Source organism: Micropruina sp., from assembly GCF_047607385.1.
GTDB lineage: Bacteria > Actinomycetota > Actinomycetes > Propionibacteriales > Propionibacteriaceae > Micropruina.
On sequence record NZ_JASGDE010000060.1, the window covers coordinates 16,088 to 28,442 of the forward strand.

At 70.4% G+C, this 12,355-nt stretch carries 8 protein-coding genes; 2 read left to right on the plus strand and 6 right to left on the minus strand.

What is annotated here, in order from left to right; all coding sequences use genetic code 11:
• Positions 1-12 precede the first annotated feature (12 nt).
• Entirely contained in the window at positions 13-2,409 is a 2,397-nt protein-coding gene (locus tag QM582_RS05800; RefSeq protein WP_415082577.1) for a transketolase-like TK C-terminal-containing protein, read from the plus strand.
• Between the two features lie 78 nt (positions 2,410-2,487).
• Here the strand turns inward: QM582_RS05800 and pgm are convergent, their stop codons facing one another.
• Both pgm and QM582_RS05810 read right to left on the minus strand, forming a co-directional pair.
• Positions 2,488-4,119: a phosphoglucomutase (alpha-D-glucose-1,6-bisphosphate-dependent) gene (gene pgm, locus QM582_RS05805; protein WP_415082579.1), complete on the minus strand. Its 1,632-nt coding sequence runs from the start codon at positions 4,117-4,119 to the stop codon at positions 2,488-2,490.
• A 79-nt stretch (positions 4,120-4,198) separates the two neighbouring features.
• On the minus strand, positions 4,199-4,918 hold the full coding sequence (locus tag QM582_RS05810) for a type 1 glutamine amidotransferase (RefSeq protein ID WP_415082581.1): 720 nt from the start codon (positions 4,916-4,918) through the stop codon (positions 4,199-4,201).
• A 25-nt stretch (positions 4,919-4,943) separates the two neighbouring features.
• On the opposite strand from QM582_RS05810, the gene QM582_RS05815 reads away from it, so the two are divergent.
• Positions 4,944-5,834, plus strand: a complete 891-nt coding sequence (locus QM582_RS05815) for a tetratricopeptide repeat protein (protein ID WP_415082583.1) — start codon at positions 4,944-4,946, stop codon at positions 5,832-5,834.
• 254 nt (positions 5,835-6,088) lie between these two features.
• On the opposite strand, the gene QM582_RS05820 is transcribed toward QM582_RS05815, so the two are convergent.
• The 4 genes from QM582_RS05820 to QM582_RS05835 are packed head-to-tail and all read right to left on the minus strand — an operon-like array spanning position 6,089 to position 12,113.
• Positions 6,089-6,889 (minus strand): NUDIX hydrolase, encoded by an 801-nt coding sequence (locus tag QM582_RS05820; RefSeq protein ID WP_415082585.1) that lies wholly within the window; start codon positions 6,887-6,889, stop codon positions 6,089-6,091.
• Positions 6,886-8,778: a 1,4-alpha-glucan branching protein GlgB gene (gene glgB, locus QM582_RS05825; protein WP_415082587.1), complete on the minus strand. Its 1,893-nt coding sequence runs from the start codon at positions 8,776-8,778 to the stop codon at positions 6,886-6,888. The genes QM582_RS05820 and glgB overlap by 4 nt, the downstream gene beginning before the upstream one ends.
• A complete protein-coding gene (locus QM582_RS05830; RefSeq protein ID WP_415082589.1) occupies positions 8,778-10,082 on the minus strand; it encodes a phosphotransferase in 1,305 nt (434 codons plus the stop codon). The genes glgB and QM582_RS05830 overlap by 1 nt, the downstream gene beginning before the upstream one ends.
• A gap of 57 nt (positions 10,083-10,139) precedes the next feature.
• Complete coding sequence (locus QM582_RS05835) at positions 10,140-12,113, minus strand: alpha-1,4-glucan--maltose-1-phosphate maltosyltransferase (RefSeq protein WP_415082590.1); 1,974 nt, start codon at positions 12,111-12,113, stop codon at positions 10,140-10,142.
• Positions 12,114-12,355: the final 242 nt, after the last annotated feature.

Genomic DNA, 12,355 nt, shown 5'->3' on the forward strand with positions numbered 1-12,355 from the left:
AGGAGGCCACCGATGGCCGACCACCGTGACGAGGAACTGGGCCAGTTCGAGACGTCCACCCAGCTGGATCCGCCCACCGCCAACTCCCGTCCGCTGACCGCCTCGTCCGGCGAGTCGGCGTTGAGCGAGATCTCGCAGCGGGTGCTGTGGCTCGCCACCGCCATGATCGACGCGGCCAACCGCGGGCGGCGCAACCCCGACGGGGTGAAGGTGGGCGGGCACCAGGCGTCGTCGGCATCCATGGTGGGCATCATGACGGCGCTGTGGTTCTCCGAGCTCACCGCGCTCGACCGGGTCTCGGTCAAGCCGCACGCCTCGCCGGTGCTGCACGCCATCAACTACCTGCTCGGTGAACTCGACGAGTCGTACCTGCCCACGCTGCGCTCGCTCGGCGGGCTGCAGCCCTACCCGTCGCGGGCGAAGGATCCGGACACCGTGGACTTCTCCACCGGGTCGGTCGGCATCGGCGCCACCGCCCCGATCTGGGCCGCGCTGGCGCACCGCTACCTCTCCGACCGGTTCCCCGAGACCCCGCGGGCCGGACGGTTCATCTCGCTGCTGGGCGACGCCGAGATGGACGAGGGCGCGGTCTGGGAGGCGATCATCGACCCGGAGGTGCGCCAGCTCGGCGAGGTGGTCTGGATCGTCGACCTGAACCGGCAGTCGCTGGACCGGGTGATTCCCGACGTCCAGATCGAGCGGTTGCGGGGCATGTTCGCGGCCGCCGACTGGCAGGTGCTCGGCTGCACCTGGGGACGCCGGCTGCAGGCGGCGTTCGCCGCGCCCGGCGGCCAGGTCTTCGAGACCCGGATGCGCCGGATGCCGAACGAGGAGTACCAGCGCATCCTGCGGGCCCATCCGGACGAGGTTCGTGGCCGCCTGCTCGCCGGGATGGCGCCGGAGGAGGCCGGAACGGTCGAGGCACTGCTGGCCGGCTACAGCGATCTGGAGCTCGCCGGACTGGTCCGGGACCTGGGCGGGCACGACCTGGAAGAGCTCCGGGCCACCTTCGCGCAGATCGACGACACTCGTCCGACGGTGATCTTCGCCTACACCATCAAGGGCCGCGGCCTGGCCCTGGAAGGTCATCCCAGCAACCACGCCGCGCAGCTCACCGAGGCCCAGATGGCCGAACTCGCGGACGCTTCGGGCATGTCGCTGGAGGCGCCCTGGCGGCGCTTCGAGCCCGGCACCGCCGCTGCCCGGATCTGCGCCGACGCCGCCGCCCGGCTGGCCCGCGAACCGGTTCGCCCGGCCTCGGTGGCAGCGGTGCCGGAGGAGTTCGAGTGGCGGCACAAGGCGGTGGCCTCCACCCAGGCGACGCTGGGCCACTTCCTCGCCGACCTGCGCCGAGCCGCCCCCGAGGTCGCCGCCCGGGTGGTCACCGCCAGCCCGGACGTGGCGAGCTCGACGAACCTCGGCGGCTGGATCAACAAGACCGGGGTGTGGTCGCTGGCCGGCCGGCAGGACTGGTTCAGCGACGACCGGGAACGGCTGCTGAAGTGGCACGAGAACGCCGCTGGCCAGCACATCGAGCTCGGCATCGCCGAGGTGAACCTGGTCGGGCTGGCCGCCGAACTGGGACTGACCGGCGCCCGCTGGGGGCAGCCGCTGATCCCGATCGCCACCCTCTACGACCCGTTCATCAACCGCGCCCTGGAACCGTGGACGTTCGGCCTGTACGCCGGCGGGCGCTCGATCGTGGTCGGCACCCCGTCCGGGGTCACCCTGGCGCCGGAGGGCGGCGCGCACCAGTCGATCAACACGCCGTCGGTGACCATGGAGATACCCGGGCTGACCAGTTGGGAGCCCGCCTTCGCCCAGGACCTGGAGTGGACGATGCTGCGGGCGATCCGCGACCTGACCGCCCCGGACGGCGGCTCGGCCTACTTCCGGCTCTCCACCCGCCCGGTGGACCAGACCCTGGCCCGGATCCCGGAGGATCCGCTGCTGCGCCGCCGCCGGCGCGAGCAGGTGCTGACCGGCGGCTACCGGCTGAGCGAGCGTCCGGCGTCCGAGGATCAGGTGACGCTGGTCGGGGCCGGGGCGATCATGACCGAGGTGTGTGCCGCGGCCGCCCGGCTGGACGGGCTCGGGGTGCGTGCCGGGGTGGTCTGCGTCAGCAGTCCGGGCCTGCTGTTCCGCGCCCTGCGCGAACGCGGGGGAGTGCGCACCGGCAACCGCTCGGGCATTCTCGACCGGCTCTTCCCGGCGGCTCATCCCGCACCCCTGGTCACCGTGATGGACGCCCATCCGCACACCCTGGCGTTCCTGGCCGGCGTCCGCGGCGACCGCACCCACACCCTCGGCGTCACCGCCTTCGGCCAGGGCGCCGGCGTCGGCGACGCCTACCGGCTGCACGGCATCGACGCCGAATCGATCGCCTCGGCGGCCCTCGACCTGCGCTGACCGGAGCCCCCACCGGGCGACGAAAAGGACGCGCCCCGAGCAGTTGCCCGGGGCGCGTCCTTCGATCGATCGGCCAGATCAGCCGAGGGCGGCGTTCACGACCTCGCGGGCCTCCGCCTGGACCTGAGCGAGATGCTCGGGGCCCTTCAGCGACTCGGCGTAGATCTTGTAGACGTCCTCGGTGCCGGACGGACGGGCGGCGAACCAGGCGTGCTCGGTGGTCACCTTCAGCCCGCCGATGGCCGCGTCGTTGCCGGGCGCTTTGGTGAGCTTGGCCACGATCGGCTCACCGGCCAGCTCGGTGGCGGTGACGTCCTCCGGCGACAGCTTGGCCAGCTTCGCCTTCTGCTCGCGGTTCGCCGGGGCGTCCACCCGGGCGTAGGCGCTGTGACCGTACTTGGTCTCCATCTCGGCGTAGATCTGGGACGGCGACTTGCCGGTCACCGCGCGGATCTCGGAGGCCAGCAGGCAGAGCAGGATGCCGTCCTTGTCCGTGGTCCAGGTCTGGCCGTCCAGGGTGAGGAAGGACGCCCCCGCGGACTCCTCGCCGCCGAAGCCGATGTCGCCGGTCATCAGGCCCGGGACGAACCACTTGAAGCCCACCGGCACCTCGACCAGGGTGCGGCCCAGGTCGGCGGCCACCTTGTCGATGAAGGACGAGCTGACCAGGGTCTTGCCGATGCCGGCGTCCGCCTTCCACCCGGGACGGTGGGTGTACAGGTACCAGATCGCCACGGCCAGGAAGTGGTTCGGGTTCATCAGCCCGTGGTCGGGGGTGACGATGCCGTGCCGGTCGGAGTCGGCGTCGTTGCCGGTCGAGATGTCGTAGGAGTCCTTGTTCTCGATCAGCGAGGCCATCGCGTAGGGGCTGGAGCAGTCCATCCGGATCTTGCCGTCCCAGTCCAGCGTCATGAACGGCCAGGCCGGGTCGACGGTGGCGTCGATCACCTCCAGGCCGATGTCGAGGTTCTCGGCGATGTACTGCCAGTACTGCACGGCGGCGCCGCCCAGCGGGTGCGCCCCGATCTTCAGGCCGGCGGCCCGGATGGCGTCCAGGTCGATGGCGTTCTTCAGGTCTTCGCAGTACGCCGTCCGGTAGTCGTGCCGGACGATGTCGGCGGCGAGCTGGTCGTAGGGACGATTCCGCTTGATGCTGTCCGGGTCGGCCATCAGCTCGTTGGCCCGGGCCGCGATCACCGAGGTGGCGTCGGTGTCGGCCGGGCCGCCGTGCGGCGGGTTGTACTTGAAGCCGCCGTCGGTGGGCGGATTGTGGGACGGGGTGACCACGATGCCGTCGGCCCGCGGGCCGTCGTTGTCACGGTTGTAGACGATGATCGCCCGCGAGACGGCCGGGGTCGGGGTGTACTCGTCGTCCTTCTCGGCGCGGACGTCGACGCCGTTGGCGACCAGCACCTCCAGCGCGGTCTTCCACGCCGGCAGCGACAGGCCGTGGGTGTCCTTGCCGATGAACAGCGGGCCGTCGACGCCCTGGGAGGCGCGGTACTCCACGATGGCCTGCGTGGTGGCGGCGATGTGCAGATCGTTGAAGGAGGTCTTCAGGCTGGAGCCACGGTGCCCCGAGGTGCCGAAGACGACCCTCTGATCGATGTTGTTCGGATCCGGTACCAGGTCGTAGTAGGCGGCGAGCATTGCGCCGACGTCGACGAGATCTTCGGGCAGTGCAACCTGCCCGGCGCGTTCGTGAACCATGCCGCCATCATGCCAACGTGAGCGCGGCACGGCGAGCCCTCCACACGGTTCGTTCGCAGGTCGGCCCGGTGAATCGGGCTCAGCCCGCGGCCGGCGCGCGGCAGAGCTCCACGAACCGCACCGCCAGCGGACGCCAGGCCGCGGCCAACTCGTCCGCCGCCTCCGCGACCTCGGCGACCGCCAGCTGGGCGTGTTCCTCGTCGGGCGGCGGATCGAGCGCGCACCAGGTGGCGAAGATCTCCTCGTCCACCTCCGGATGCCACTGGACGCCCCAGGTGGACGCCGCCAGCCGGGCCGCCTGCACCTCGCCGCCGGGCGCCTGGGCCAGTGCCACCGCGCCGTCGGGCAGCGCGGTCACCACGTCGTTGTTGGAATGCACCCCGCGCAGATCCTTGGCTCGGCCGCGGAAGAGCGGATCGGTGCCGGCGTCGGCAGTGAACCCGACCGGCAGCAGGCCGCGCTGCTTGCCGTTGGGGTTGCGGACCACCTGCCCGCCGAGCGCCGCCGCGGCCAGCTGGTGCCCCAGGCAGATGCCCAGCGTCGGGACGCGGGCTGCCGCGGCGTCCACGATGAGGCTTCGGACGGCCGGCAGCCAGGGCGCCACGTCGTCGTCCAGGGCCCCCATCACGCCGCCGAGGACGACCAGGCCGTCGATCGCGTCCGGGGTCGGCAGGTCGTCGCCCAGGTCGGGACGGACGAAGCGCAACGCGGCGCCGGCCTCGGTGAGCCAGCCGGTGAGCCGGCCCAGCGGGCACTCGTCCTGATGCTGGATGATCGCGATGAGCGGTGCCGGGGTCACCCGCCAACTTTGACACAATGAGGCCATGACATTGCCGAAGTTCACCTCCCGCGCCATGGACCTCTCTGGGATCGCCGCAGCCGCGAAGGCGCCGCCGGTTCCGCCGGGCGTCTCCTTCGTGATCGAGGTGGACGAGAGCAACTTCGAGTCGGTGATGCAGCTGTCCACCCGACATCCGGTGGTGGTCGAGCTGTACTCGCCGCGGGCCAATGCCCAGGGGCTCTCCGACGATCTGATCGCCCTGGCGAACGCGGCCGCCGGCGCCTACCTGCTGGCCCGGGTCAACGTCGATGTTTCCGGAACGATCGCGCAGGCGCTGGGCATCCAGGCGGTGCCGACGGTGATCGGGGTGATCGCCGGCCAGCTGGCGCCGTTGTTCCAGGGCACCCGGTCGAAGGCCGAGGCCGATGCGGTGATCGCCCAGCTGCTGCAGGTCGCGGCGTCCAACGGCCTGGTCGGACGCGCCGACCCGGTCGCCGGCGGGGCGGGGGAGACCGACGAGGCCGACCCGCGCTTCGCCGAGGCGGACGCCGCCCTGGAGCGTGGCGACTTCGCCGCCGCCGTCGTCGAGTACGACAAGATCCTGGCCCAGACCCCGAACGACCCCGAGGCCAAGGCCGGACGCGCCCAGGTGGCCTTGCTGGCCCGGTCGGCCGGCGCCGATCCGTCCGCGGTGCTGCTGCGGGCGGCGTCCGAACCGGCCTCGGTGGACGCCCAGCTGGCCGCCGCCGACCTGGAGATCCTGGCCGGACAGCCCGATCAGGCCTTCGACCGCCTGATCGGCTTGATCCGGGAGCTTGCGGGAGTCGAGCGGGATGCCGTCCGGGTCCGGCTGCTGGAGCTGTTCGAGATCGTCGGGTCGTCCGAACCCGCGGTGCTGAAGGCCCGCCGAGACCTGATGAGCGCTCTGTTCTGAGCACCTCCTGACCCACTCGGACCCTGCGGCTCCCCTCACCGGTTCGCCACATTGCCCTGGTTCGGCGTCCTTTCCGTGGTTCAAACCGGGTGAAGGACGCCGAAGCAGGGCAACGTCGAATCCTGGGGTGCGGGTCGCGGTGGGCTCGGCCGACGGTGGGACGAAAGGAACCGTCCCCGGCGTCCCACAGGTACTACCAGTGGGACGAAAGGAACCGTCCCCGGCGTCCCACGTGCCGATCTGCCCGGCGGAGATCAGTCGCGACGGGGGAGTCCGCGCTCCAGGTACTGGGTGCCGCCGCCGAGGCGGCAGGCGACGGCGGCGAGCATCCGGCCGCGGGCGAACGGGGCCATCTTCTCGGCGGCCTTGTCCGGAGCCAGCCAGTGCACGGCCCGGATCTCACCGGGGTCCGGCACGATGGCGTCGATCTGCTGTTGGCTGAGCACCCCGCCATCGAAGATCAGCTCGACGGCGTCCTCCCAGCCCAGGTAGGGGGCCAGCCAGTCGATCACCAGGACCCGCCCGACGCTGAGGTCCAGCGACAGTTCCTCGTCGATCTCCCGGACGGCACCCGACCAGGGCGATTCGGACGGGTTGACGATCCCGCCGGGCAGCTCCCAGTCGTCCTTGAAGGTGGTCTCCAGCAGGCAGACCCGGTCCCAGGGATCGGTGATCAGCGCGTGCGCGATCAGCCGTTTGCGGGGCAGCACCGAGTTCATCACCCCGGTGAAACCGCCCGGGCCGTAGACCAGGTCGCTGGCCAGCCGGGCGTAGAGCACCACGTCCGACAGGGTTCCGTCGGGCAGCTCCAGGGCCTCGCGGCGCCGACCTTCCAGGCGGAAGCCGGCGCGCTGCAGGGCGCGCCGGCCCATCCTGTCGTCCGCGGGCAGCGACACCTCGACGCGGCGCAGCCCGCGGACGATCAGTGCATCGTCCGCGGCCAGGCTGACCGCCCGGTCCACGGTCTGTTGGGACGCGCGTCCGGACCACTCCAGGACGCCGACCCCGTCGGCGGCCCGGAGCTGGACCTCGAAGTCCTCGGGTTCCGCGCTCAACCCTCGTACCGGAAGTAGACCGCGCCCAGCGGCGGCACCGTGATGGTGGCGGCCGCGTCGAAGCCGTTGAACTGCTCCTCGTGGGCCTCGACCTGGCCCAGGTTGCCGTGCAGGTCGGAGCCGTCGTAGATGCCGGCGTCGGAGTTCAGGATCTCCTTCCACACCCCGGCCTCCGGCAGCCCGATCTTGTAGCCGTGCCACGGCTCGGAGGAGAAGTTGACCACCACCGCGACGTGCTGACCGTCGTCGTCGGAGCGCACCCAGCTGAAGGTGTTCCCGCTGGCGTCGTCGGCGTTGATCCAGCGGAAGCCGGCCGGATCGCAATCCAGCTTCCACAACGCCGGATGCTGGGTGTAGAGCTCGTTGAGGTCCTTGATCAGGCGCTGCAGGCCGTGGTGGCCCCACAGGTCGGAGACCCACCACTCCAGCGAGGTGGCCTCGTTGAACTCGGTGCGCTGGCCGAACTCGCAGCCCATGAACAGCAGCTGCTTGCCGGGGAAGCCCCACATGAACGAGTAGAACGCGCGCAGCGTGGCGAACTGTCGCCAGGAGTCCTGCGGGATCTTGTTGATCATCGAGCCCTTGCCGTGCACCACCTCGTCATGGCTGATCGGCAGCACGAAGTTCTCCGAGTACTGGTAGACCATCGCGAAGGTCATCTCGTGGTGGTGGTACTGGCGATACACCGGCTCCAGCGCCAGGTAGCGCAGCGAGTCGTTCATCCAGCCCATGTTCCACTTGAACCCGAAGCCCAGGCCGCCCTGGTCGACCGGCTTGGTGACGCCGCCGAACGAGGTGGACTCCTCGGCGATCATGCAGACGCCCGGCACCCGCTCGTACAGGTGCTTGTTGACGTAGCGCAGGAAGTCGATCGCCTCCAGGTTCTCGTTGCCGCCGAACTGGTTCGGCACCCACTCGCCGTCCTTGCGGGAGTAGTCGAGGTAGAGCATGGACGCCACCGCGTCGACCCGCAGCGCATCGATGTGGAACTCGGTCACCCAGTACAGCGCGTTGGAGACCAGGAAGCTCTTCACCTCGTTGCGGCCGTAGTTGAAGATGTAGGTGCCCCAGTCCATGTGCTCGCCCTGGCGGGGGTCGGCGTGCTCGTACAGGGCGGTGCCGTCGAAGCGTCCCAGCGCCCACTCGTCCTTGGGGAAGTGCCCCGGCACCCAGTCCAGGATCACGCCGATGCCGGCCTGGTGCAGCCGGTCGACCAGGTGCCGGAACTCGTCCGGACGCCCCAGCCGAGACTGCGGCGCGAAGTAGTTGGTCACCTGGTAGCCCCAGGACGGCTCGAACGGGTGCTCGGTGACCGGCAGGAACTCGACGTGGGTGAAGCCCTGCCAGGTGACGTACTCGACCAGCTCGTCGGCCAGTTCCAGATAGGTCTTGCCCTTGCGCCAGGAGCCCAGGTGCACCTCGTAGATCGACATCGGTGCCTCGTGCGGCCGGGTGGCGGCGCGCTTGGTCATCCATTCGTCGTCGGCCCAGGCGTACTGGCTGGTGTAGACGATCGAGGAGTTGGCCGGCGCCTGCTCGGCGAAGAACGCCATCGGGTCGACCTTCTCGCGCCACACCCCGTCCCCGCCGAGGATGTTGTACTTGTACAGCACGCCGTCGCCGACGCCCTCGACGAAGATCGACCAGACGCCGGAGCCCGGCACCAGGTGCATGGCGTCGCCGGTCCACCAATTGAAGTCGGCGTTCAGCCGGACGGCCTGGGCGTTGGGAGCCCACACCGCGAACCGGGTGCCGTGGATCTCGCCCCGCTCGTCGTCGTGCAGGGTGACCGGGTGAGCCCCGAGCCGGCGCCAGATCTCGGTATCGCCGCCACTGTGGAAGCCTTCGAGATCCCAACCGGTCAAGCCACCGTTTGGATCGTGTGCCATCAGTTCTCCTCCTGGTTATGCGTAGCGGACAGCGCCGTCCGTGCTGCGACATCATGGACCGCACCGAGCGGGATGTGTACCCAATCGGGTCTATTGCGTGTTTCGTACACCACCTCGTAAATCGCCTTGTCAAGCTCGTACGCGCCGAGCACGGACGGCTCCGGCGCAGCACCGGAGCAGTAGCCGTCCAGGAATGCCTGGCGCGCCGACCGGCACCAGGCCCGCGCCTGGCCGGAGGTGGGATCTGGGTGTGCTCCGCGGACGTAGTCGAAGGAGCGCAGCATGCCGGCGACGTCGCGCCACACGCTGTCGGGTTGCCGGCGCTCGGCCAGCGATTTGAGGGGTTCGCCCTCGAAGTCGATGATCGTCCAGCCGTCGGTGGAGCGCAGCGTCTGGCCGAGATGGAAGTCGCCGTGCACCCGCTGGGTGACCAGCTCGGCCTCGGCCAGCCCGCGCAGCACCGCCTGCGCCGGTTCCCGGTAGGGCTGCAGCGCCTCGACCTGGCCGGCGGCCGCGTCCAGCCGGGCGGCCATGGTGGCGGCCAGTTCGGCGCCGCCGGTCGCCGAGGTGCCGAAGGCGTCCGCCAGCCGGGCGTGCACCTGCCGCAGCGCCCGCCCCAGCTGGGCCGCCTCCGGCGCGATGTCGCGATCGTCGGCGCAGGCCGCGCAGGCCCACTCCCAGCCGTCCTGGACGCCCTGGACCCGCTCCACGAACATGCCCAGGTCGACCGCGCGACCGTCCGGCAGCGCACCGACCAGGGTGCCGTAGAGCGCCGGGGTGATCCCGGAGCCGTTCAGCGCGGCCAGCACCTCGACGTCCAGGTTGTGGCCGGCCTCCAGCTTGCGGAACAGCTTGAGCATCCGGTCGCTGCCCAGGCAGATGGTGGTGTTGCTCTGCTCGCCGGCCCACACCCTGGTCTGCGCCGCGGGGTCGATCGCGGACGCCTCGACCCACTCCATCGCCGGATGATCGGACGCCCGCAGCGCGGTCAGCAGCGCCGCCATGCAGCCCGGATCGGCCGGCGCCTCGACCACCTGCAGGGTGCCGTGGACGGCGTCGGCGACGCTGAACACCACCGGCGCCGTGGCCGCGGCGGTGTAGCCGACCAGCAGCAGGTAGTGCTCCGCCGCACGCTCGGCGTAGCCGATCGTGGCGATCTCCGGACGCACCGCCGGAAGGCTCCCCGGCGGCGTCAGCCAGGGCAGCGGCGTCAGTTCGGTGAGGGCCCCGGACAGGCCCTTGCCACCGAACCAGCGAGCGTCCGAGATCACCCGCCACCAGGCCGCCAGGGGCTCTTCTAGCACTCCGCCATCCTGTCAGGAAAGCGCATCGGACAACAGCTTTCGCACGCGTCCGCGCGCTCAGAAAGCATTCTGGACGTGCAGCACGTGCGCCGGCGATCCGGGCGTGAGCCGGACGTAGTTGCGCTCGCCCCAGGTGAAGGTGGCGCCGGTCAACTCGTCGCGCAGATCGACCGACTCGCTGCCCGCCAGGCCGAGCGCGGCCAGGTCCAGGTAGACGTCGGATTCGACGGTGTTGTCCGGATCCAGGCTGCAGATCACGATCACCACGTCGTCGCCGTCCCGCTTGGAGTAGGCGATCACCCGGTCGTGCGGGGCGTGGTGGAAGTGGATCTGGCGCAGCTGCTGCAAGGCGGGATGGGCGTGCCGGATCGAGTTCAGCGTCCCCATCAGCAGGTTCAGGTTCGGCTGGGCGTTGTAGTCGCGGGGCCGGAACTCGTACTTCTCGGAGTTCAGGTACTCCTCGCGTCCCGGCGCCAGCGCCTCGTGTTCGAACAGCTCGAAGCCCGAGTAGACGCCCCAGGTGGGCGACAGCGTGGCGGCCAGGATCGCCCGGATCGCGAAGATCGCCGGGTTGCCGGACTGCAGGTGGAACGGGTTGATGTCGGGGGTGTTGACGAAGAAGTTCGGCCGGTAGAACGGCGACATCTCGCCGGACAGCTCGCGCAGATACTCCTCGATCTCCCACTTGGTGGTCCGCCAGGTGAAGTAGGTGTACGACTGGTGGTAGCCGACCTTGCCCAGAGCGTGCATCATCTCCGGCTTGGTGAACGCCTCGGCCAGGAACAGCACGTCCGGGTCGGTCTCCCGCAGCCGGTCCAGGATCCAGCCCCAGAACTCCACCGGCTTGGTGTGCGGGTTGTCGATCCGGAAGATCCGGACGCCGTGGCTCATCCACAGCTTGAACAGCCGCAGCACCTCGTTGTAGATGCCGACCGGGTCGTTGTCGAAGTTGATCGGGTAGATGTCCTGGTACTTCTTCGGCGGGTTCTCGGCGTAGGCGATGGTGCCGTCGATCCGGGTGGTGAACCACTCCGGGTGCTCGGTCACCCACGGATGGTCGGGGCTGGCCTGCAGGGCGAAGTCCAGCGCCACCTCGACGCCCAGCTCCTTGGCCTTGGCGACGAACCGGTCGAAGGACTCCCAGTCGCCCAGGTCGGGGTGGATGGCGTCGTGGCCGCCGGCCGCGCTGCCGATCGCCCAGGGCGAGCCCGGATCGGAGTCGGTGGCGTCCAGGGTGTTGTTCTTGCCCTTCTTGAAGGCGTTGCCGATCGGGTGGATCGGCGGCAGGTAGATGACGTCGAAGCCCATCGCCGCGGCGGCCTCGAGCCGGTCGTGCGAGGAGTCGAAGGTGCCCGACGTCCAGCTGTCGGTGGCGGCGTCGTAGCTGGCCCCCTGGGAGCGCGGGAAGAACTCGTACCAGGACGAGAACAGCGCCCGCTTCCGGTCCACCCAGAGCGGGAAGTCGGCGGTGGGGGAGACCAGCTCGCGCGGGCCGTACTTCTTCATCGCCTCGGCCAGCCCGATGCCGCTGGCCACCTCGAGCAGGTCGGACGCCTTGCGCTGCGGGATCAGCAACTGCGCGGTGGCCCGCAGGATGGACGCCTCGACCGGGTCGCCGGCCTGGTCGGCGAGCGCGGCGGTGCGCTCCAGCAGGTCCTTGCCCTCCAGGCAGACCAGCTCCAGGTCGATGCCGGCCTCCAGCTTGGCCTCGGCGTTGTGGTGCCAGGTGCCCCACGGGTCGGACCAGCCCTCCACCCGGTAGGTCCAGGCGCCCTCGGCGTCCGGACGCACCCAGGCCTCCCAGCCGTCCAGGCCGGCCGGCTCGGTGGGCGTCATGTCGACGCGGGTCTCCACCCCGGAGGGGCTGGTCAGGATGACGGACGCGTTCACCGCGTCGTGGCCTTCCCGGAACACCTTGGCGCGGATCGGGATCAGCTCGCCGACGGAGGCCTTGGCGGCGTAGGCGCCGCCCTCGATCACCGGCCACACCTTGGCCACGGGAATCCGCCGGAAGCCGAACGGGCCGGTCATCCGGGGGGACAGGTCAACCTCAAGGGGGGCAGCGTCGCCCGCGTTCGTCAGTTCGGTCACGCGGCCAACCTATCGGCTGTCACCCCGATCGTGGAGCACCCGGGACGGGAAAACTCGCACTCCGGAACCCGCCGCACACAGCGTCTCGGCCGCCCGGCCGGGGTCCGGATCGCGGGTCCGGCCGGCGATCAGGGCTGGTCGGCCGGTGCGGCGTCCGGGCTCGGCTCGGCGGGCGGGTCGGC

Bases quoted from the DNA above. Each gene is read 5' to 3' on its own strand.
- QM582_RS05800 (WP_415082577.1), top strand. From the start codon at position 13: ATGGCCGACCACCGTGACGAGGAACTGGGCCAGTTCGAGACGTCCACC.
- pgm (WP_415082579.1), bottom strand. From the start codon at position 4,119: ATGGTTCACGAACGCGCCGGGCAGGTTGCACTGCCCGAAGATCTCGTC.
- QM582_RS05815 (WP_415082583.1), top strand. From the start codon at position 4,944: ATGACATTGCCGAAGTTCACCTCCCGCGCCATGGACCTCTCTGGGATC.
- glgB (WP_415082587.1), bottom strand. From the start codon at position 8,778: ATGGCACACGATCCAAACGGTGGCTTGACCGGTTGGGATCTCGAAGGC.
- QM582_RS05835 (WP_415082590.1), bottom strand. From the start codon at position 12,113: ATGACCGGCCCGTTCGGCTTCCGGCGGATTCCCGTGGCCAAGGTGTGG.